The organism is Myxococcus sp. XM-1-1-1 (assembly GCF_020037095.1).
Lineage (GTDB): Bacteria > Myxococcota > Myxococcia > Myxococcales > Myxococcaceae > Myxococcus > Myxococcus fulvus.
Genome location: NZ_JAIQDH010000008.1, coordinates 101,204 through 122,198 on the forward strand (window position 1 = coordinate 101,204; position 20,995 = coordinate 122,198).

A 20,995-nucleotide genomic window follows, 5' to 3' on the forward strand; every position below is an offset into this window, starting at 1 on the left:
TCGGCGGGTGGGCTCGGGTGGAGAGGGGAGGGGAAGGGGAGAGCCCACCTGCCGGCCGCTTTTTCACGTCAGGGCGCGGGCAGGTCGGCCAGGCGCTCGCCCACGGGGGGATGGCTCATGCCCTTGAGGACGACCCAGCGCGGAGGGTCGGGGTCCATCTTGTTGACGCGCGCGGCCTTCACCAGCATTCGGCGGAACGCGTCGACGTCGTGGGTGAGGTTGAGGGCGAAGCGGTCCGCCGTGCGCTCGCGCTCGCGGGAGAAGGCTCCGGCGATGGGCGCGCCCAGCAGCAGCACGAGCGACAGGAGCAGCGAGAGCAGCGGCAGGGTGCGGATGTCCGCGAAGCGCGAGGTGCCGAACCAGCTCCGCGCCGCCGCGACGCGCAGCATCCGGTCGATGGCGAAGAGGAGCGCGACGACAGCCAGGGAGGAGGCGATGCGGCCCGGCCACTTCTGCTCCTGGACATGGCCGGCCTCGTGGGCCACGGCCGCGAGCACCTCGTCCTCGGAGAGCTCCTGGAGGATGACGTCGTTGAGGACGATGGCGCGCGTGGGGCCCTGGCCCGCGAAGTACGCCTGGATGCGCCGCGAGGCCACGGAGGTCTTCTCCACCAGCACGTCGGAGAAGGTGATGTTTGCCTGGGCCATCAGCGCCGTCATCCGCGTGCGCAAAGGCCCCGGGGGCAGCGGCTCCTGCTCGAAGTAGAGCCGGCCCCGGTACGTGTCCAGCGCGGAGGAGACGAGCATCAGCAGGGCCACGGGCACGCCCAGCACCCACCACCAGTGGCGCGTGCGACGGGCCAGTCCATACAGGCCGATGACGAGCGCGGCGATGGCGAACCCGCCCAGCAGGTGTCCCTTGAGCATGTCCCGGGCGAAGGCGGCCGGGGTGTAGTTGGACATGCCGTGCTGGTGCTCCAGCGTGTACGCGAACCAGATGTCCACGGGGGCGTAGACCAGCTTCACGAACAGGTCCGTCATCAGCGCGAAGAGGACGGCCGCGCCCCAGCCGGACTCACCCCACAGCCGGTCCATGGCGCTGAAGAAGGCGCGGCTGACGGGCGCGGTGCGCAGGAAGCCGAAGCGGCGCTCCAGCCCCGCCGCGGCCGCCGTGGCCATGCGGAAGAAGGGCCGCACCAGCACGCCCAACATCAGCGCCAGCAGGGCGAACCGTGCGAAGGGGTTCACCGCCGCGCGGATGTAGTGGGGCAGGTGGTAGGCGTGAATCTCCGCGAGCTGCTCGGGCGTGAAGAGGGGCTCCATGGCAGGGCCCCAGGCTACGCCGCCCGGCCCGGGGCTGCCCAGTGGGGCGGCCTCCGGGCGACTTCAGCCGCGGCTCACGTGTGGGGCTCGTCCTTCGACGCGGGAGGCTCGGGAAGGGGCTCGCCCTCCGCGTCCGCCAGCAGCAGGGCCTTCACCTTGGCGAGGCTCTCGCGCGTGCGGTCCACGAAGCTGCTCTGCGAGCCGATGCGCTCGGCCGTCTCCAGGGTGCGCTCGTAGATGTTGATGGACTTGGTGAGCAGCACGCGAATCTTCTTTCGCAGCTCCTGCCGGTAGACGACGGCCTCTTCCGCGTTGAGCTCCGCGGGCGCGGGCGAGCTCACCATCTGCGCGTAGAGGTCCTCGTACATCGCGCCGATGCGCGAGCCCGACGCGGTGGCCCAGTAGCCGTTGCCCACGCGGATGGAGCGCAGGTAGTGGCCCTGCGAGGAGAGCAGCAGCTCCGCCTTGTAGTTGAGGTCCTCGGCCAGCTTGTCCGCGCCCTTGGAGGGGTCCAGCTTCACGTCCTCGTAGTCCAGCCGGTACAGCTCTCCCACGAAGAAGTGCGCCTGCGCGGGGAAGTAGTCGTCCACCTCGTCCTTGTCGGACAGGGCCTCGTAGGCGGACAGGGCCTTGCGCAGCGTGGCCTCGGCGGCGTCGGTGCGGCCCGCCTCCAGCTCACACACGCCCTGCTGCACGCGCGCCTCGATGCGGCGGTTGACCGGGATGTCCTCGCGCGCGGCGAGCGTGGACAAGAGGGCCACGGCCTCGTCGTAGCGCTCCAGGTGGTACTGCGTCTCCGCCACGCGGAAGGACGCGTCCAGCGCGTCTCCCTGGCCCGCCTTCGCGTCCGCCAGCTCGGAGAAGCGCAGCCACGCCTCCTCCCACTCCTTGAGGCGCTGGTGGGCGAGCCCCGCGTTGTAGAGCGCCGCGCGACGGTGCTGGCTCTTCGGGTGGAAGTCCACCAGCCGCCCGAAGAAGCGCGCCGCCTGCTTGAAGTCGTTGGCCGCGAAGGCGGACGTGCCCCCGGCGAAGAGCTCCTCGTCGTTGAGCTTGTCCAGCTCCAGGTCCGCGGTCACCGTCACCGCGTCGAACTCAATCTCCTGCTTGGCCGGGGCCACCTGGGCGGTGTCCGAGCTGCCCGCCGCGCCCGTCGTCCGACATCCGGCGACACCCAGGCCCAGCGCCAACACCCAGCCCCAGCGACTGACCGACATGTACGTTCGCTCGTTCCGCGTCACGGAATGCGTCCTCCTGGCCCTGCCGTCTCCGGACAACGCGCCGTGCCCTGGAGTTCCCACCGCCGAGGGTGGGCGCGCCCAGTTTAATGCGTCCGGGGCGCGCGCGCCGCCGTCCCGCCTGTCCGGCCCCCGGGTGGCTGCTGGCCGCGACGAGGGGTGAGCCCGGGCCCGCTCAGAAGGGGTCGTCTCCCAGCAGGTAGCGTCCGGTCTGCCACAGGCTGGTGATGTCGTGGACGTCCAGCCCGAAACGCGGCACCCGGATGAGGGGGATGCCCGGGCAGGCGGCCTGCAACTGGGCGATGCCCTTCTGGTCCTGCTCGGCCAGGACCTGGAGCTCGCGCAGCGTCTCCTCCACCTTGGCGCGGCGGGTGGGCGTCAGCGTGGCCGCGTCCGCCCACATGGCCTCGGTGGGCAGCGGGTGCACGCGGTTCACCACCAGGGACACCACCTCCATGCGGTGCTGCTTGAGGAGGCTGTTGAAGTGGATGGCCTCGTCCATGCGCTCGGGGTGGGGGCTGGTCACGAGCACGAAGCCCGTCGTCTTGTCCTCCAGGAGCGAGCGCACGCCGCGCGCCCGCTCGCGGAAGCCCTCGTTCATGCCCGACAGGGACAGCATGAAGCTGGAGAGCTCCTGGAGCATCTCCGTGCCGGTGAACTTGGACAGCGCGCGCAGCACGTAGCCGCTGCGGTTGAAGAGCGACAGGCCCAGCTTGCCCGCCTTCAGCGCGGGCGCCAGCAGCCACTTCGCCGCCTCGTTGTCCAGGAAGTCCAGCACGCGGTTGGGCGCGTCCAGGAAGTCCAGCGCGTGCGCGGTGGGTGGCGTGTCCAGCACGACGAGCTCGTACTCGCCCTTGCGGCGCAGCTCCCACACCTTCTCCATGGCGATGTATTCCTGGCTGCCCGCCAGGGCCGTGGAGAGCGACTGGTAGAAGCGATTGGCGAGGATGCGCTCGCGCTGCTCCGGAGGCGCGACGCGGGTGATGAGGTCATCCCACGTCTGCTTCATGTCCAGCATCATCGCGTACAGCGCCGCGCGCGGCGTGACGCCCAGCGGCTGCAGCGCGGAGGCCGGCACCTGTGTCTCCGCGTTGCCGAGCGCGGACAGGCCCAGCGAGTTGGCCAGCCGCTTCGCCGGGTCGATGGTGCACACCAGGCTCTGACGGCCCTCCACCGCCGCGCGCAGGGCCAGGGTGGCGGCCACCGTCGTCTTCCCGACACCGCCGGAGCCGACACAGATGAGGACGCGCTTGTTCGCGAGCGCGGGCGCGAGGGCCGTGGTGCTCACCGCTCCCCCATCACCAGTGTTTCGAGGTGACCCATGACCTGCTCGATGGCGTCCCGCCCGAAGGCGGGGAGGAACAGCCGGGGGATGTTGAACACCGGCGTGTGAAGGTTGCGCTCCAGCTTGGTGCCCGCGAGCACCGTCAGCGCCGCGCGGTCATGGTGTGCCTGGGCCACGTGGTGCAATTCGGGGTGGCCCGCCAGGGCCTCCAAATCGGCCTCCGTGAAGCGCTCGGGGATGGCCTGGTTGAGCACCGCCGCGTGCGTGCGGAGGTTCACCCGGTCCGTGAGCGCGGCGTGCAGCTCCAGCGCCTCGTTCACCGGCATCTCCTCCGGGAGCGCCACCAGGATGGCGGCCGTCACGGACGGGTCCACCAGCAGGTCGCGCATCTTCTGGGCCTCGCGCGACATGGGGCCCGGGGGCACCGTCTGCACGAGCACCTGGGGCACGCTCAGGAAGGAGATGGCGTGGCCGGTGGCGGGCGCGTCCAGGACGATGGTGTCGAAGCGCCAGCGCCCGTCCGGCAGCTTCTCCTGCAGGTGGTACATGATCTTCCCCAGCAGGACGAGCTCCTGCAGGGACGGCACGAAGCGCAGGAAGTAGCGCACCAGCTTGTTCTCGAAGACCGTCTTGTAGAGGGCCTCGAAGCGCAGGACCATCAGCCCGTACTCGCGCATGGCCTCCTGCGGGCGCACGTCCACGGCCCAGAGGTTCTCCTCCAACAGCTTCACCTCGGGGCCGGCGGGAGGGTGCTCGAGGAAGCGGCTGATGCGCTCCTGCGTGTTCACCTCGCACACCAGCGTCCGACGCCCCGCGCGCGCCGAGCGCAGGGCGAGCGCCGCGGCGACGGTGCTCTTGCCCACGCCGCCCTTGCCGGAGACCACCCACAACCGCTTGTCCAGGAGCCCTGCCATAAGCGAGCGGCGAACCGTAGGAATCGAGTCTCCAGGAGTCAACGCGTTTGGCCCGGGGTTGTTGCCTTGCTTGACACGTCGCGTTGCCCCCTCGCAGAGTGCGGCGTCTTTTTCCCGACGTCCCGACGGTGGGGTTCCACCGGGCGGGTGAAAACCAGGCGTCCCATGCTGAAGAACAACCCGGTGATGAAGAAGCTCGTGGAGACGGGCGAGGAGCGCGTCGGCAAGCTGGCGCAGCAGCTGCTCTCCAACGAGAAGTTCGTGGCGGCGGTGCAGACGCTGGTGTCGCGCTCGCTGTCGGCCAAGGGCACGCTGGACAGCGCGCTGCGCTCGGCGCTGTCGGCCATGAACCTGCCATCCACGGCGGACCTGGAGCAGCTGCGCTCGAAGGTGGATGACCTGGAGCGGCTCTTGGCGTCGGTGGAGAGCAAGGTGGACACCCTGGTGGCGCAGAAGGCGCCGTCGAAGAAGTAAGCACCCGGACAGGTCCGGGGGAGCCCGAGGCCACCATGCGGCGCATCGCCTTCATCAACGAGAAGGGCGGCACCTGCAAGACGACGCTGGCGGTGAACACCGCCGCCTGGCTCGTCAGGGAGCGCGGCCTGCGCGTGCTGCTGGCGGACCTGGACACGCAGGGCCATGCGAGCAAGGCGCTCGGCCTGGACGTGCGCACGCTTCCTCGCAACGTCTTCCACCTGCTGACCGACGACACCGTCGCCCTGGCGGACGTGGTGCGGCCGTCGGCCGTGGCCGGCCTGGACGTGCTGCCCTCGTACAAGGAGATGGCGGACTTCCCGGTGGTGGTGGCGTCCCACGCGCGGCGCTCGCACCGGCTGGCGGACCGCCTGGAGGCGGCGAAGGACGCGGGCTACGACGCCGTCGTCTTCGACTCGCCGCCGTCCATGGGGCTCACCACGCGCAACATCCTGGTGGCCGCGACGGAGGTGGTGGTGCCGGTGGCGCTGACGTACCTGGCGCTGGATGGCTGCGCCGAGGTGGCGGACACGGTGCGGCAGGTGGGCGAGGCCGAGGGCCGCTCGGACCTGAGCGTCACCAAGGTGGTGCCCACGCTGTACCGCAAGACGGCGCTGGCCACGGCCATCCTGGAGCGGCTCAGGGCGTACTTCCCGGAGTCACTCGCCACGACGCCGCTGGGCTACGACGTGAAGGTGGACGAGGCCCAGAGCCACGGGAAGACCATCTTCGAGTACGCGCCCCGCAGCCGGGGCGCGCAGATGCTGGCGGCCATCGCCTCGGAGATTCACGGCGGGCCCGCTCCCCGGAAGCGGAAGCGGGCGGCGCCCAGGGCCTGACGGCTACTCGGACTTCTTGGACTGCTCGAGCTGCTCGAGCTTCTTCTCCAGCTCCTCGAGGCGCTGGGTGAGCGACTGCATGTCGCGGCCCAGGGCGGGGAGGTTGCCGGTGAGGTTCTCGACGACGTGCTTCACGCGCTCGTCGATCTTCTTCTGCCAGTCCTCGAAGGCACGCTGGCTGGCCTTGAGCAGGTCGGCGGGGGACAGGCCACCGGCAGGCAGGTTGGCGTCCGCGGCCTGCTGGGGCTCCTCGGGAGGAACCTCCAGGCCGGCCTTCACGGCCTCTTCGCGGCGCAGGAGCTTGTCGAGGCGGGACTCGGCCTCCTCGCGGATGGAGGCGACGCGAGGGCTGACCTCCTTCTGGATGAAGCCCGAGATGGACTCGCCGGGGTGGCGGATGATCTCCCGCAGCACCGACAGCGGCATCTGGTTCTTCTTCTTCTCCTCCTCGAAGATGATTTGCGCGAGGGTGACCGAGGTCAGGTCTTCTTTCGTGCGGTTGTCGACAATCCGCACCTCGGTGCCCTCCTTGATCATCGCGGCGATCTCATCGAGGGTGACGTACCGGCTCTCCACGGTGTCGTAGAGCTTCCGGTTCGTGTACCGCTTGATGATCTTCGGCTCCTTGCTGCTGGGAGCGCCTGCTTGCTCGGCCTCGCTCATCGGTTTCTCCGCCCCTTTTGGGCTCGACTCCAAGCCAGCTTCCATGCCTGAGTCTCGCAGGGGCGAACCTCGTACCAGAGGGGTTGGAGGCGAGCAAGCAGCGAGAACCCGTCTCGCCGGACCCGCCCGGTGCCTCTATACTCGTGCCTGCCCCAGGCCTGCTGAATGATCGTCAAGTGCGCGCGGTGCCAGACGCGGTTCAAGATCCCCGACGAGAAGGTGACCGAGAAGGGGGTCAAGGTCCGCTGCACCAAATGTCAGAACACGTTCCGCGTCACCCGTGAATCAGGCGGGGAGGATGCCGGTGCGTCCTCGCCTCCCCCGTCGGCCGGGCAGGCCGACCCCTTCGCCGCCTTCGGGGCCGCTGCCGACCCCAAAGGCGTTGAAATCACGCGGCCCGGCTTCTTCGCCCAGGGCGTCGCGGCGACGCGAACAGCCCCCGCGGGCCCCCCTGGGGGTGGCTCGTGGAACAGCATGGATGGGGACCTCGACACGGAGGACGGCGTCTTCCGCGAGCCCACCCGCGTGGGTCCCATCCCGCTGCCGCCGGCGCAGTCCTCGGGCCCTCCCGTGGCCGGGGCTCCTGGCGTCGCCGCGGTGCGCAACGCTGGCGCGGTTCCACTGCCCGGGGCCGCGCAGCCCGTTCGTCCGCCAGTCGACACTTCCTCGGGCTTGTACGGTGGCGCGGTGCCTCCGCCGGTCGATGAGGCCGCCGCATCGCGGCAATCGGGCCCCGTGCCCCTGCCCGGAATCGCGTCCCGGCAGCCTCCGGGAGTCGCGGCGCCTCGGGGGGCGCCAGCCCGCACCGCGCCGCCTCCGCCTCCCGGGGCGGGAAGCGCCGCGTCGCGAGGCGCGGACCCGTTCGCTGATTTCCTCGCCGCGCCCGTTGGGGCGGTGGGTGGGGCGGATCCGTTCGGTGCGTTGCCTGCGCCCGTGGGGCCTGGCGCGAAGCCTCCCGCGCCTCCGGTCGATGCGGATCCGTTCGCGTCCATCGACATCGATGACGCGCTGCCTGCGCCTCGGACCGCCGCTCCTCCCGCGGCCGAGGATGACCCGTTCGCGTCCATCGACATCGACGACACGACGATGTCGGCGCCGCCTCCGTTCGCTCCGGCGAGTGCTCCGGTGGCGGGGCAGAACGCTGCTCCTCGTGGCGTGACGGGGCAGCCGCCTCCTCGGGCTCCTCAGGCGGGGGCACCTGGCGCCCCGCGTGCTGGTGCGCCAGCGGCAGGGCGGCCCCCCGCGCATGGGGCGGCGGGTGCCTCGCCGTTCACGGCGCCCGAGGAGGCGACGCTTCCGGGGCGTCCTCCGGCTCCACCGTCGGATCCGTTCGCCTCGCTCGACCTGGATGTAACGCAGGCGGGTCGACCTCCGGCTTCTCCGGCGGACCCGTTCGCTTCGCTCGACCTGGGTGATGCGACGCAGGCGGGGCAGCCGCCGGACCCGTTCGCGGCCCTTGACTCGAGCGACGCGACGCAGTCGGGTCGTCCGCCTGCTGCTCCTGGTCGCGTGGAGCTCTTCGCGGCCCTGGCTCCGAACGAAGCGACGCAGGCCGGGCGTCCGCCCCCGGCGCCCGCTCGCGCAGGAGGCGCGCCGCTCAATCCGAGTGATGCGACGCAGGCCGGGCGGCTTCCCGCCACGGTTGCTCGCGGGGCCGCGCCGCTCAACTCGAGTGATGCGACGCAGGCCGGACGGCCTCCCGCCTCGGCTGCTCGCGGGGGCGCCGCGCCACTCAATCCGAATGATGCGACGCAGGCCGGGCAGCCTCCCGCCTCGGCTGCTCGTGGAGGCGGCGCGCCGCTCAATCCGAGTGATGCGACGCAAGCCGGGCAGCCTCCCGCCGCGGCTGCTCGCGGGGCCGCGCCGCTCAACCCGCGCGATGCGACGCAGCCGAGCCGTCCACCTGCTGCTCCTGCTCCCGTGGACCCCTTCCTCGCCCCGAGCGACGCGACGCTCCCGGGGCGTCCTTCCTCGGCCGCAGACCCGTTTGCTTCCCTCGACCTGGGTGACGCGACGCACCCAGGCCATTCGCCCACCGCCGCGTCACCGGGACATCCCCCTTCGTCTCCTCCCGGCGCGCAGGACCTGTTCGACCTGAACTCGGACGGTGGCGAGGCCTTCGGCGAGCACGCGGGGCTCGAGGCCTCGGACACCGGGCGCGCGGCGCTGTTCGGTGACGTGTCACCAGGCGCTCTCGACCACGATGGCTCGCACGGCGGTTCGTTGGGCTCGCTCCTGGACGACGTGCCTCCCGTGGACGCGGGCCAGGGTGGAGGCGTCACCCTGGGACGCGTGGGGAGCGGGGTGGGGCAGCGCGAGGTGCTGGAACTGGACCCGAGCATGTCCTCCGCGCCCGTGGTCTCCGTGGCCAAGCCCACGGCCCGGCCCGAGGACGTCGGAATCCCCCAGGCCCGCCCGCCCAGTCGCGCGCGCAAGGTGACGGCCCTGTTCGTCAACCTGGTGGTCGCCGCCGCCCTCGTGGTGGGTCTGGGCGCGCTGGGCTGGGTCTACCTGCACGAGGGCCGGGTGGACTTCTCCGTCCTCTCTCCCGAGCGCCTGCGCTCACTCGTCGTCCCCGCGCCCACGCCGCTGGTGGCTCTCGACGTGTCCAACGGCCTGTACGAGACGCAGTCCGGCAAGCCGCTCTTCTTCATCCGAGGGGACGCGGAGAACCGCACCGGCTCGGCGACGCACCTGCGCGTGCGCGGCGCCCTCTTCGATGGGAACCAGCGCGTGCGCTCCGTCGAGGGCCTCGCGGGCTCGGTGGCCACGCCCGAGGAACTCTTCGCGGTGGGCAACACCGAGTCGGCCCAGGCCCTGCGCCAACGCATGGACTCCTCCGCCGTCTCCGTGGCCCCCGGCGCCAGGGCGCCCTTCCTGCTCGTCTTCCACGAGTACCCGGCCGCCCTCGATGGCTTCCGCCTCGAAGTCACGGTGGAGGCCGTCCCCGCGCCCGCCGCGGCCACTCCTCCTCCCGCCGAGCCCACCGCGCCGGCCCAGGCCAAGCCCACGGAGTGAGCCGCCATGCCCTCGCTGGAGGAAGCTCGCAACGTCGCCCGATTCCTCCACGCGCTCGGTGGCGGTGCGTCGGTGCGTCGCAAGGCGGCCGCGAGGGAGCTGTCGCGCGGAGACCCGCTCGACGCGAATGAACTGGTAGGGCACCTCATCTCCCTGGCCCGTCAGGGCTGGGAGCCCGCCACCTGCGTGCTGTCCGACTTCATGGCCGCGCTCGCGCAGGAGGCCGAGCACATCCCCCACGTGGGCGCGCTGCGCAGGCTCGCGCATGTGCAGTCGCTCGACACCGTGGCGGACCTGTTCGCGCAGGGCCCCGCGAAGCGCGAGATGAACCCCGATGCCGCGGCGCGCGCGGACGCCAACGCCTTCTCGCAGTCGCTCGGGCACCTCAAGCAGCAGGCCCGACTGACGAGGGATCCGGACACGCTGTCGCGCCTGGCCACGGTGAGCAACCCCTCCGTCCTGCGCAACGTCCTCATCAACCCCCGCCTCACCGAGGAGCTGGTGGTGCGCGTGGCCGCGCGCCGTCCCGCGCGTCCCGAGCCGCTGCTCGAAATCTGGAGGTCCCCGCGCTGGTCCGTGCGCCACGCGGTGCGCCGGGCGCTCGTCTTCAACCCGTACCTGCCTCCCGAGGTGGGCGCGAAAATCGTCCCGCTGCTCAACACGGGGGACCTGCGCGAGCTCATCTCGGACAACGCCGTGCACGCCTCGCTGCGCGAGCAGGCCTCCCGGCTCCTGGCCGAGGGCCCCGAGTCCCTCCGCCCCGCGAGCCCTCGCGCGACGGAAGTCCCCGGAACTCGCATCGGGCACCACGGTCCGGACTGAATCGAGGCGCCTTCCGCTTCACGAGGCCCCGAGCGCCGGGAACCCACGTTGGACACGACGGCGCGGGCCCGCGCGGACAGTCGAGAAGCAGCGGGGAGGGGCGGCCGACCTAGCGGCGGCGCGGGGCGTCCTGCTCGGTGTACTCGGCGTCGGTGGAGCCCCGACGTGAGGACGGCAGCGACTTGGCGTCGATGAGGTCCTCGCCCTTGGACGCCTTGCGGAACGAGTAGACGAACTTGCCCACCGCGTTGCCGAGCTGACCCATCCGGGCGGCCGAGAAGACCACCAGCAGGATGAAGCCGAGGACGATGAATTCTCCGAGGCCGAGGCCCATGATGAGGGCACAGTGCAGCAAAGGGGCGGGGGAGGCAAGCCGCGCGTCCAGCCGTGGACGCCTGCCCGCACTTCGGCTGCACGCGGCGGCCGCTTCCGTCGCACACTGCGCCCATGCTCCTGCTTGCCCACCGAGGCGCCTCCGCCGACGCCCCCGAGAACACCCTGGAAGCCTTCACCGAGGCCGCCCGTCAGGGCGCCGACGGCGTGGAGCTGGACGCCATGGTGTGCGGCTCGGGCGAGGTCGTCGTCTGTCACGACGAGCGCCTGGAGCGCCTGGCCCGCCTGCCCTGGGAGGTGCGCACCACCCCCTGGTGGAAGCTCCAGAAGGTCGACGTGGGCTCACCCCTCGGCTTCGCTCCGGCCCGCATTCCCCTGCTGGAGGAGGTGCTGCTGTCACTGCCCCCACAGTTCATCGTCAACATCGAGCTCAAGTGCGAGCGCTTCGATGACGACGGCCTGGCGCGCAAGGTGGCCCGGCTCGTGCGCGACCTGGACATGGCCGAGCGCGTGGTCATCTCCAGCTTCAACCCGCTGTGCCTCTTCCGGCTGCTCGCCGTCGCGCCCGAGCTGCGCCGGGGCTACCTCATCGACCCGGACCGGCGCTGGGGCGTGCAGGCCTACGCGGTGAGCCCGCTGGTGTCCTCGCACTCGGTGCACCCGTACCACGTGGACTGCACGCCGGAGCGGGTGGCCACCTGGCGAGCCGCGGGGCTGCGCGTGGCCGCGTGGACCGTGGATGACGCCGCCCGCGCGAGCGAGCTCGAGCGCATGGGCGTCAGCTACCTCATCACCAACAGGCCGGGCGCGGTGCGCGAAGCCCTGCGCGCCGCGGCCTGAGGGCGCCGCTCAGAAGTCCAGGCCCAGCGTGGTGCTGAACGCGAAGACACCCGGCAGGCCCCGGTCCTCGCTCGCGCCCGGGTCCTCGACGCTGCCCGTGCGGGTGATCGACAGCTCCGCGCCCAACTGCAGCACGCCGCCGATGAAGCGCACGCCGCCGTAGAAGCGCTGGTTCACGTTGTCGCCGAAGGACACCTTCCGGTACGGCGCCGTACCCTCCAGCGCCGCGCGTGAGTCGTTCCCGGTGGAGTCCTCGTAGGAGCGGTTCGGCTGGAAGTCGATGCGGCTGCTGGTGGCGCCCACGAAGCCCAGGTCCAGACCGCCGTAGGGCGTCAGCGTCACCATGCCGCCCAGGGGGAACTGCTTGCCCACGCCCAGGTCCAGGCCCATCACCGTGAGGCTCAAGTCCCTGGTGCCGAACAGCTTGGTGACGTGGCCGCGCACGCCCACGTCCGGCAGCCACGTGAAGCCCTCGTTGACGGCCCACTTCACCTCGCCGGTGGCCACCACCTGGCTGCTCTTCTCCACCCAGCCCACGCGCCCACCCAGCTCCAGCGAGAAGGGCAGGCCCTTGCGCACGTGGAAGGAGGGGATGAGCACCGTGGAGGGCTGCTCCGGGTTCTCGGTGGGGATGCGCACGCTGTCCGGAAGCGACACCACGGACAGCTCCGCGTTGATGGCCCAGGCCGAGTGCCCCGTCGTCTCCGGCGGCATCAGGTTCGCCGAGGTGATGGCGGCGCCCATGATGCGCGCGAAGGCCTGGAAGTCCGCGTTGGCGGAGGAGTTCGCCGTCGTCGGGTCCCCGAACTCGGAGATGCGCAGGTCGTTCTGGTCCGCGTACGCGGTCGCTCCCGAGACACACGCCGCCAGGGCGAGCCACCGACTGAACGTCCGCATTCGAGTCACCGCCTCCCGAGCACCCGCCGGCCGGGGGCGCCCCACGGCGTCGGACGCTAACGCCTGCTCGCGAGGAGCGTCAACAAAACGGGCGGCCCCTCCCGCCAGTCTCCGTGAGGAGGACTGGCGGAACGGACCGCCCGGAAGGCTGCGTCCGGCCCGTGGGCCGGAGGACTACTGCTGCCGAGGCTTCACCGTCCCGGCCGGCTGACCCGGCGCGGGCACCGTCTGGGCGACCTCCGCCGGACGGCGGCGGATGACCAGGGTGCGGCGGCTGGCGAAGTCGGTGCTCTCGCGCGCCACCACCAGCACGTTGTTGTTGCCCTCCTTGAGCGTGAACTCGGTGGAGAACTTCAGCGTGTTGGGCTCGCCCTTGGCCGGGTCCACGCCCTTGAAGAAGACCTTCTGGTCATTCACCAGCACGTAGACGTCCAACAGGCCGTTGGGGTCCGTCACCACGCCGGACAGGGTGAACTTCTCCCCGTTGGCCACCAGGCCGCCCGAGGACGGGTCCGCGTCCAGCTTGATGTCCGGCGGACGGCGCGTCGTCGTCCAGGCCATCTTGGGTGCCATGGGCTTGCCGGCCTTCACCTCGCGAGCATCCTGGGTGCGCACGAAGGCGAAGCGGTTCTTCTCCAGCTCCACGCGCAGGAAGCCCTTCGTCGAGGCCTCCACCGGCAGCACAGCGGCGGCGTTCAGCTTCGCCACCGGGCGGGCGTTCTCCACCGGCGAGCCGAACAGCTCCACCTTCTCCGCGATGCGCACCGAGCCCTTCTTGGGCTCCATCGTGGCCACCGCCGCGTCCTTCACCGGCAGCTCCATCTTCTCCATCACGAACTCCTCGAGGGGCTCGTCGATGATGGCCAGCTTCAGCGGGAAGGTGTCGCCCTTGTAGCCCTTCTTCACCTCCACCTGGAAGCGCGCGGACTTCGTCTCACCCGACTTCAGCTCGCCGAGTTTGAAGCGGCCCTTCTCGATGAAGATGTTCGCGTCGCCGCCGTTCTTGATCTGCGTGAACGAGTCCAGCGCCGTGCCCGGACCCACGTTCGTCACGTCCAGCAGCACCGCCACCGACTCACCGCGCTGCACCACGCCGTCGCCGTTGCAGGCGGCGCAGTCGTCGATGACCTGCCAGTTGAACGCGAAGGACGGACGCGGCAGCTCGGCGAAGTTCAGCTCCGACACGCGCGTCTCCGGCAGCGCGCCCTGGTCGTCGAAGAAGCGCACCGTCACGTCGTCGCGGCGGCTGGTCAGGTCCTTGGGCAGGCGCACCTTCACCTTCCAGGACTTCTTCTCGCCCGGGTTGAGCGCGCCGAAGATGAACTCGCGGCGGTCCAGGAACGCGTTGTCGCTCTCGGTCCAGGCGCGAACGCGCTTGAGCGGCTCGCCGCCCTTGTTCTCCGCCGTCACCACCATCTCCAGGAGCTCGCCGGCCATGATCTTCGCGTCCGGGGACGGCGTCAGCGTGCCGGTCAGCTGCACGTTCTTCGGCGTGGGACCGGCGCTCCAGTCCACCCCCAGCGCGGCGATGGCGTTGTTGATGCGCGTCTCCTCCTCGCGGCGCTTCTGCTCGATGAAGGACTTGCCCTGCTCCAGCATCTTCTGGCGGGTGGTGGCCGGCGCGCGCAGCACGTAGTCGCGCGCGAACTGCACCTCGAAATCCTCCTTGATCTCATCCTGGGACTCCGCGTCGAGCTGGTCGTCCAGGTCCTCGCCCTGGCCCGCCACGTCGAGCAGCGGGTCGTTCTCGCCGTGGGGCTTCTTGTCCACCTTCTCGGTGGCGGCGGCCTTGGGCTTGGGCTCCTCCTTGGCGGCGGCGGCCAGCTTCTCCTGCTGCTTGGGGTCCACCTTCAGGTACTTGAGGCTCTCGCGCGGCTTCTCGCGGTCCAGCACGTCCTCGCGCTTCTTGGCGACGGTGGTGGAGTCCGGGTTGCCGAAGTGCTGGTCCAGGTCCGCCTCGCCCATGGAGCGGCGCGACGCGAACACGTCCACGCGCTCGTCGGTGACGCGGGTGGGCACCAGCTGGATGTCCGGGACGATGCCGACCTCCTGGATGGAGACGTCGCCGGGCGTCAGGTACTTCGCGATGGTCAGCTTCAGCGCGCTGTCGTCCGGGAAGTCGTACAGCACCTGCACGCTGCCCTTGCCGAACGTCTGCCGGCCGATGATGACGCCGCGGTTCAGGTTCTTGAGCGCGCCCGCCACGATTTCGGACGCCGACGCGCTGCCCGCGTTCACCAGCACCGCGATGGGGTAGGCGTCCTCGCCCTCCGTGGGACGCGCGCGCTTCTCCTCGCGCAGCTTGTCCGACAGGCCCACCGTCGCGACGATGGTGCCGCTCGACAGGAACGTGTCCGACACCTGGATGGCCTGCTCCAGGAGCCCGCCCGGGTTGCCGCGCAAATCGAGCACCAGGCCCTTGAAGCCGCCCTTGGTGTCCGCCTGCTTGCGCAGCTCGCCCAGCGCCGCCTCCAGGTCGCGCGTGGTGTTGCCCTGGAAGTTCTTCAGCCGGATGTAGCCGACGTTCCCGGAGAGCATCTTGTGCTGCACGCTCTCGATGGAGATCATGGCGCGCGCCACCGTCATCACGCGCGGCTTCTCCCAGCCGTCGCGCTCCACGGTGATGGTGATGCGGCTGTCCACCGGGCCGCGCAGCTTGGACACGGCCTCGTTGAGGTCCATGTTGACGGTGGACTCCTCGCCAATCTTCTTGATGCGGTCATCCTTCTGGATGCCGGCGCGGTGCGCGGGCGTCTTGGGCAGCACCTTGACGACGGTGAGGTTGCCCTCGCGCATCTGGATGACGAAGCCCAGGCCGCCGAACTCGCCCTTGGTGGACAGCTTCATCTCCCGGTACAGCTCCGGGCGCAGCAGCACCGAGTGCGGATCCAGGGTGGACAGCATGCCGTTGACGGCCGCGTACTCGATGTCGCGCGTGTCCTCGATGGGGCGCATGTTCTTCGACAGGAAATCGAAGACGTCCTTGAGCGCGAACGACATCTTCCACAGCGAGTCGACGTGCGCGATGTCGAACTCGCGCGACTTGCCGTTGACGTTGACCGCCAGCTTGCCCGTCTCCGGGTTGCCGTCCACCAGCACGTCCGGGACGCTCTTCTCCACGTACTCGAGCGAGGAGATCATCATCTCCTTCGGCTTGATGCGCTTGGGGTCGACGTAGTTCTCCTTCACGTAGAGGATGACCTTGGTCAGCACGCGAAGGCTGTTGAGGTCATGAGGCGCCTTCTCGCCCTTGGCGGAGGGCAGGCTGCCGTCCCAGGTGCCCTGCCCCTGCCCGGCCTCCGCCGCGCCCATCATCAGCGGTATCGGCGCGCGATGGCTGCCCACGAGGGCCCATGCTCCGAGGAGCACGGCTACGGCGGAGATGCGGCGGAGAAAACGCGGCATGTGATTCATCCAAGCTGGAGCACCGTGCGGCACTCCGGGGTGTGACGTGAAATGCCTAGAAAATCCGAACCCTTGAAACGGTAGCTGGGCATTGAAGCGGCCGGGCAAGCCTAATCACGGCTTTCTGGTGCTTCAAGGCGTCGACTCTCCGCTGAAGAGGCAGAACGTCCCTGGCGGGCACTGCGTTCCCGCCCTGCTGGCTCCGACAGCCGGTGGAGGCGTTTATTTCAGGGCAGCGCCCCCCGGCTGGCCCCGGGAGGGGGCGGCAGGAGGCCCGCCTTCAGGAACCCCCGGTAGAGGAGGGTGCCCGCGACGATGGCCACCGGGAGGAAGAACGTATTGAGGATCGGCACCCAGAGCAGGAGGTAGACGCCCGCCCCCAGGCCCAGGCAGAGGGCGCGGCGCTGGCGGAGCATCCGGCGCACCTCGGCGAAGGGGTACAGGTGGCGCGTCATGGGGGCGGCCAGGAACTCGCCCGCCATCCAGGTCATGGTCCACAGGGCCCCCAGCACCGTCCACAGCACGCTGCCCACCCCGGGGATGAGGTGCAGGGGCAGCAGGAGCGTCAGCCCGGCGAGCAGGAAGAAGAGCCGGGCGAGCGTGTGCAACAGGCCCGTGGTGATGCCCCGCACGAAGCCGGCCAGGGTGAAGGGCGGGCCGTCGTTTCCTCCACAGAGGGCCTCGGTGGCCTCCGACAGCGGGTCCTGCAGGGGCGCGAGCAGCAGGGGCGGGACGATGTTGGCGCCCACCACCCAGAGCACCAGCCCCGCGAGCACCAGGACCGTGTACCAGGCGCCCCGGCCGTACCAGGACTCGGGCTGGGTCCAGACGGAGCCCAGGGCCAGGGGGGCGTAGTGGTACAGCAGCCACGCCAGGCCCACCAGGGCGATGGCGGTGACGACGGCGCACAGGGCGGACAGGGCGAAGAGGCGGCGGGAGCGCAGGATGAGGCCCGCGGCTCGGCCGAGCAGTCCCAGGCCCTGGAAGAAATCGGACAGGCGCGGCTGGGGGGACACAGTGGGGATGGGAGAGGGAGGGCTCATGGCGGGCCAGTGCGCGAATCGACAGCGGGTCCGGAGGTCCCCGTTATATAGGGCGCGCCCATGTCACTCGACCTCAAGCGAGCCGCCTCCGAGCCCATCACCTCCGTCGATATGCTGGTGTCGGGATTTCGCGCCGCCGAGAAACCCCAGGGCGAGCTGCGCCTGGGGCTCGAGCACGAGAAGCTCCTCTACCCCGTGGGCTCGTCCGAGCCGGTCCCCTACGAGGGTGACTCCGGGGTGGGCGCGCTCCTGAACCGGCTGGCCCCCGACGGCTACGTCCCGTTCCGGGAGACGCCCGACTCCCCCGTCATCGCCCTGCAGCGCGAGCGCGGCGAGGCCACCATCTCCCTGGAGCCCGGCGGCCAGTTCGAGCTGTCCGGCAGCCCCTTCCACACCGCGCGCGAGGCGCACGCGGAGAACCTGGCCCACCTCAAGCAGGTGAAGGCGGCGGCGGGGGAATTGGGGCTGCGGCTCGTCACCCTGGGCTACCGGCCCACGGGGACCACGTTCACCCAGCCGTGGATGCCCAAGAGCCGCTACCTGGTGATGCGGCGCACCCTGCCGGAGCGCGGCCGGCTGGCGCTGAACATGATGTTGATGACCGCCACCGGACAGGTGTCGCTCGACTGGAAGGATGAGGCGGACTGTGTCCGCAAGACGGTGGTGGTGGCCCGGCTGTCCCCCATCATGAACGCGCTGTACGCCAACAGCCCGCTCGTGGACGGAAGGCCCTCCGGCTATCTGTCCTTCCGCAACCGCGTCTGGGATGAGGTGGACCCGACGCGCTGCGGCTACCTGCCGGCGTTCTTCGACGGCTCCTTCTCCTACCGGGCCTATGTCGAGTGGGCGCTGGACGCGCCGCTGCTCTTCCTGCGCCGCCAGGGGCAGTACCTGCACCCGAAGCTCACCTTCCGACAGCTGATGGAGCAGGGCTTCGAGGGCAAGCCGCCGGACCTGGCGGACTGGACGGACCATCTCTCCACGCTCTTCCCCGAGGTGCGGCTGAAGAAGGTCGTCGAGGTGCGTGGCGCGGACTGCGGCAGCGCGGCGATGACGGGCGCGCTGGCGGCCCTGTGGCGCGGCATCCTGTACGACGCCACGGCGCTGGACGAGGCGGAGCGGCTGTTGCCCAAGCTCACGTACGTGGAGCACCTGGCCTTCCACGACACGGCCCGGCGCGAGGGCCTGGCGGGGCGGCTGGGCGCGCGCGAGCTGTACCGGCTCGCGGAGGAGATGGTGGGCATCGCCCGGCGGGGCCTGAATCGGCTGGACGCGGCGGATGCGCCGCTGTTGGAGCCGCTCGCGGAGGTCGCCGCGTCGAAGCGCTCGCCGGCGGCGGAGCTGCTCGAGGCGTGGGAGAAGGACCCACGCCCCGAGACGGTGCTCGCGCTGCGCACGGTGTGAGCGGACGGGCTAGAAGCGGCCGCCCAGGGTGAGGTTGGCGTTGAAGAGGCTGCCCTTGGCGGCGCTGGTGGTGCCGGGGCGGTCCACCATGTTCTCGCCGCCCAGCAGGCGGTAGGTGGCCCGGGCGCCCGCGAAGAGGACGCTGCCCAGGCGGTAGTCCACGCCGGCGGCGAGCGGGAGCTCGGTCATCCAGTCGCTGTCGTAGACGCCATCCGCGCCGTCGGAGGGGTCCACGTAGCTCAGGCCCACGCCGGCGCCGACGAAGGGCCGCCACTTCTCGTCGATGAGCGGGCCCGCCTTGGCCATCAGGCCCAGGTTGTTGCGCCACAGGCCCGCGTCCTCATCGTCGATGCGCCGCGAGTCGACGGGCATGCGCTGCAGCTCGTAGCCGACTTCGATTCCCACGTACTTCCAGGCCTGGGCGTCGGCGTTGATGCTGAAGAGGGGGCCCACGCCCACGTCTTCGCCCAGGTCCCCCGTGAAGCTGCCCAGGCCCAATCGCACGTCGAGGCCGACCTCGGGCTGCTGCCTCACGTCCAGGGCCCCCGCCACCTTCTGGGCCTCAATCGCGAACGCGGGGCTCGCCAGCGCCACGGTCGCCACGGCGACTCCTCCCACCATCGAACGTCGCATCGACTACCTCCTCGTAAATCCGGTCAGCGGAAAGCTGGGCATCCGTTGAGTCGGCTACAGAGAGAGGCCACTGGAGCGGCGGTGGTTCGGAAGGTCCGACAGGAGCCGGACGAAGGGGCGCTCAGCGGCGGCCGAAGAGCTTCTTCAGCCCGGAGAGCAGGCCACTGGGACGCGCCTCGGGCTCGCCCACCAGCGGCGAGCGGGCGACGAGCGCCTCGCGCCCCGCGTCGTCCAGGTCCTCCAGGGCGAGGGAGACAGGCTGGCGGCGCACGCCTGGCAGCGTGGCCTCGAGGGACAGGGCGGCGTCGGCGGTGAGCGCGAAGTGCAGCTCCACCTCACCCGGGCGTTCGACGTTGAGCGAGAGGCGGCCGAGGTATTCGTTCTCCGCGACGAGCGGCGCGGTGCCCTGGAAGAGGGCGAGCTCCAGCGGGCCGGGCGCGGGCACGGGGATGACGAGTGTCTTGCCCGCGGGCAGTCGCGTCGTGCGCTCGAGCACGCGGCGCTGGGTGCCTCCGCGCTCGGCGACGCCGATGGGGGCGGAGAGGACCTCGGAGACGGAGGCGGCGGGCTTGCCGCCCTCGGCGAGCACGATTCCGTGGCCGAGCAGGGCCGCGCCCAGGGCCACGGCGCCGCGCGCGTCCACGTCGTCGCGCACGGGGACGCCGAGGCTCTCCTCCAGGCGGCGGCGGACGAGGGGCGTGCGGCCCTGGCCACCCACGAGGAGCACGGCGTCGAGTCCCTGAGGCGAGAGGGCGTTGGAGTCGAGGACCTCGCGCACGACGGACGTCACGCGCTGGGCGAGGTCCGCGGTGAGGGCCTCCATGCGCTCGCGGCTGAGCGGGGGGACGCTTCCCGAGGGCAGGCAGACGTCCACCTGGTCCTTCTCGGTGAGGGCCATCTTGGCGGACTCGGCGGCGCTGCGCAGGGGGCCCCAGTCGAGCGGGTGCTCGGGGCGGGGGATGCCCTGGGCCGCGAGGTCGCTGGCGAGGGCCTCGGCGATGCGGGCGTCGAAGTCGAGGCCGCCCACGGTGGGGTCTCCGCCGGTGGTGATGACCTCGAGGTCGTCGCCGGTGACCTGGACGACGCACACGCCGAGCCCGCCGCCACCGAGGTCCACGACGAGCACGCGCTTGCGAGCCAGGCCCTTGCCGTGACCGTGGGCGAGGGCCGCGGCGGCGGGAGCGGTGAGGATGCGCTGGGCATCGAGTCCGGCCATGGTGGCCGCGTCACGCAGGGCGGCGCGCTGTCGGTCGGTGAAGTGGGTGGGGGCGCAGATGACGGCGCGAGTGGCCTTGCGGCCGACGAACGTCGACGCGGCGTGCTTCAGCTCGCGCAGGAGGAGCGCGGTGACGAGCGTGGGGGCGACGAGGCGTCCCCCGAGCTCCACGGAGGCATCCCCGCTCGGGTCCGCGGCGACGGGGAAGGGGAGCTGCGGGGCAAGGGTGCGCAGGCGGGGCGAGCGTGCGCGCAGGCCGAGCAGTCGCATGAGCCCGGGCGCGGCGCGACGTGGGGCGCGAGTGGCCTCGACCTGTGCGGCGGGGCCGACGAGCAGCTCTTCGTTGCCGTCCACGGCGACGAGGGCGGGGAGCTCGTGGCCGTCGGTGCCCGGGAGCGGGACGAGCTGGGCGATGCCGTCGTGGAAGACGGCGACGCGCGCGTGAGAGGTGCCCAGGTCGATGCCGAGGACGACCTCGGGGAGCGAGGGGGAGGTGGTGGGCGCGGAGACGGGAACGTCGAGCAGCGCGCGGCGGCGATTGCGCGCGGTGTCGGCATCTTGTGGAGGAGTCGGGGCGTCGCTGGGCGCGGCCCGCGCTTCGGTGTTGGGACGTGTCGCGGGAGTGGGGGCGGTGGTGACGGACGTACCTGTGGCACCGGTACTGTTGGGCGGTGCAGCGGTGAGGTGTGCCGACTGACCCGGTTCTGTCGTG

The 20,995-nt window shown here is 71.0% G+C and carries 17 protein-coding genes and 1 pseudogene; 7 read left to right on the forward strand and 11 right to left on the reverse strand.

The window, feature by feature from the left end; all coding sequences use genetic code 11:
• Window positions 1-68: 68 nt before the first annotated feature.
• The 4 genes from K8640_RS17680 to K8640_RS17695 form a co-directional block, all read right to left on the reverse strand.
• The gene (locus K8640_RS17680) at window positions 69-1,262 is read right to left on the reverse strand and encodes a M48 family metalloprotease (RefSeq protein ID WP_223748094.1); all 1,194 of its coding nucleotides are present in this window, start codon (window positions 1,260-1,262) and stop codon (window positions 69-71) included.
• A gap of 74 nt (window positions 1,263-1,336) precedes the next feature.
• Entirely contained in the window at window positions 1,337-2,476 is a 1,140-nt protein-coding gene (locus K8640_RS17685; protein WP_223748095.1) for a tetratricopeptide repeat protein, read from the reverse strand.
• Window positions 2,477-2,672: 196 nt separating this feature from the next.
• Window positions 2,673-3,785, reverse strand: a complete 1,113-nt coding sequence (locus K8640_RS17690; protein ID WP_223748096.1) for an ArsA family ATPase — start codon at window positions 3,783-3,785, stop codon at window positions 2,673-2,675.
• Complete coding sequence (locus tag K8640_RS17695) at window positions 3,782-4,696, reverse strand: ArsA family ATPase (RefSeq protein ID WP_223748097.1); 915 nt, start codon at window positions 4,694-4,696, stop codon at window positions 3,782-3,784. Before K8640_RS17695 ends, K8640_RS17690 begins: the two co-directional genes overlap by 4 nt.
• A gap of 165 nt (window positions 4,697-4,861) precedes the next feature.
• On the opposite strand from K8640_RS17695, the gene K8640_RS17700 reads away from it, so the two are divergent.
• Together K8640_RS17700 and K8640_RS17705 are read left to right on the forward strand one after the other, a co-directional pair.
• A complete protein-coding gene (locus K8640_RS17700; RefSeq protein WP_141332524.1) occupies window positions 4,862-5,170 on the forward strand; it encodes a hypothetical protein in 309 nt (102 codons plus the stop codon).
• Window positions 5,171-5,205: 35 nt separating this feature from the next.
• The gene (locus tag K8640_RS17705) at window positions 5,206-6,009 is read left to right on the forward strand and encodes a ParA family protein (protein WP_223748098.1); all 804 of its coding nucleotides are present in this window, start codon (window positions 5,206-5,208) and stop codon (window positions 6,007-6,009) included.
• A 3-nt stretch (window positions 6,010-6,012) separates the two neighbouring features.
• Here the strand turns inward: K8640_RS17705 and K8640_RS17710 are convergent, their stop codons facing one another.
• Window positions 6,013-6,672, reverse strand: a complete 660-nt coding sequence (locus K8640_RS17710; protein ID WP_141332526.1) for a polyhydroxyalkanoate synthesis regulator DNA-binding domain-containing protein — start codon at window positions 6,670-6,672, stop codon at window positions 6,013-6,015.
• Between the two features lie 165 nt (window positions 6,673-6,837).
• Here K8640_RS17710 and K8640_RS43145 point away from each other — a divergent pair.
• The 3 genes and pseudogenes from K8640_RS43145 to K8640_RS17720 form a co-directional block, all read left to right on the forward strand.
• Window positions 6,838-6,936, forward strand: a pseudogene (locus K8640_RS43145) (zinc-ribbon domain-containing protein); the annotation flags it as partial.
• 210 nt (window positions 6,937-7,146) lie between these two features.
• Window positions 7,147-9,690 carry a hypothetical protein gene (locus tag K8640_RS17715; RefSeq protein ID WP_370640361.1) on the forward strand — a complete coding sequence of 848 codons (2,544 nt, stop codon included), beginning with the start codon at window positions 7,147-7,149 and terminating at the stop codon, window positions 9,688-9,690.
• A 6-nt stretch (window positions 9,691-9,696) separates the two neighbouring features.
• On the forward strand, window positions 9,697-10,512 hold the full coding sequence (locus tag K8640_RS17720) for a hypothetical protein (protein ID WP_223748100.1): 816 nt from the start codon (window positions 9,697-9,699) through the stop codon (window positions 10,510-10,512).
• Between the two features lie 109 nt (window positions 10,513-10,621).
• On the opposite strand, the gene K8640_RS17725 is transcribed toward K8640_RS17720, so the two are convergent.
• A complete protein-coding gene (locus K8640_RS17725; protein WP_141329496.1) occupies window positions 10,622-10,846 on the reverse strand; it encodes a twin-arginine translocase TatA/TatE family subunit in 225 nt (74 codons plus the stop codon).
• A gap of 113 nt (window positions 10,847-10,959) precedes the next feature.
• On the opposite strand from K8640_RS17725, the gene K8640_RS17730 reads away from it, so the two are divergent.
• Window positions 10,960-11,685 (forward strand): glycerophosphodiester phosphodiesterase, encoded by a 726-nt coding sequence (locus K8640_RS17730; protein WP_223748101.1) that lies wholly within the window; start codon window positions 10,960-10,962, stop codon window positions 11,683-11,685.
• A gap of 9 nt (window positions 11,686-11,694) precedes the next feature.
• Here the strand turns inward: K8640_RS17730 and K8640_RS17735 are convergent, their stop codons facing one another.
• The 3 genes from K8640_RS17735 to K8640_RS17745 all read right to left on the reverse strand — a co-directional run bounded on the left by K8640_RS17735 (window position 11,695) and on the right by K8640_RS17745 (window position 17,030).
• Entirely contained in the window at window positions 11,695-12,582 is an 888-nt protein-coding gene (locus K8640_RS17735; protein WP_223748102.1) for a hypothetical protein, read from the reverse strand.
• 174 nt (window positions 12,583-12,756) lie between these two features.
• Window positions 12,757-15,996, reverse strand: coding sequence for an MXAN_5808 family serine peptidase (locus K8640_RS17740; protein ID WP_223748103.1), 3,240 nt, complete (start codon window positions 15,994-15,996; stop codon window positions 12,757-12,759).
• Between the two features lie 218 nt (window positions 15,997-16,214).
• The gene (locus K8640_RS17745) at window positions 16,215-17,030 is read right to left on the reverse strand and encodes an EI24 domain-containing protein (RefSeq protein ID WP_223748104.1); all 816 of its coding nucleotides are present in this window, start codon (window positions 17,028-17,030) and stop codon (window positions 16,215-16,217) included.
• A 60-nt stretch (window positions 17,031-17,090) separates the two neighbouring features.
• On the opposite strand from K8640_RS17745, the gene K8640_RS17750 reads away from it, so the two are divergent.
• Window positions 17,091-18,434 carry a glutamate--cysteine ligase gene (locus K8640_RS17750; RefSeq protein ID WP_223748105.1) on the forward strand — a complete coding sequence of 448 codons (1,344 nt, stop codon included), beginning with the start codon at window positions 17,091-17,093 and terminating at the stop codon, window positions 18,432-18,434.
• A gap of 9 nt (window positions 18,435-18,443) precedes the next feature.
• On the opposite strand, the gene K8640_RS17755 is transcribed toward K8640_RS17750, so the two are convergent.
• Together K8640_RS17755 and K8640_RS17760 are read right to left on the reverse strand one after the other, a co-directional pair.
• Window positions 18,444-19,067 (reverse strand): outer membrane beta-barrel protein, encoded by a 624-nt coding sequence (locus K8640_RS17755; RefSeq protein ID WP_141329484.1) that lies wholly within the window; start codon window positions 19,065-19,067, stop codon window positions 18,444-18,446.
• 121 nt (window positions 19,068-19,188) lie between these two features.
• Window positions 19,189-20,808 (reverse strand): Hsp70 family protein, encoded by a 1,620-nt coding sequence (locus K8640_RS17760; protein ID WP_223748287.1) that lies wholly within the window; start codon window positions 20,806-20,808, stop codon window positions 19,189-19,191.
• Window positions 20,809-20,995: the final 187 nt, after the last annotated feature.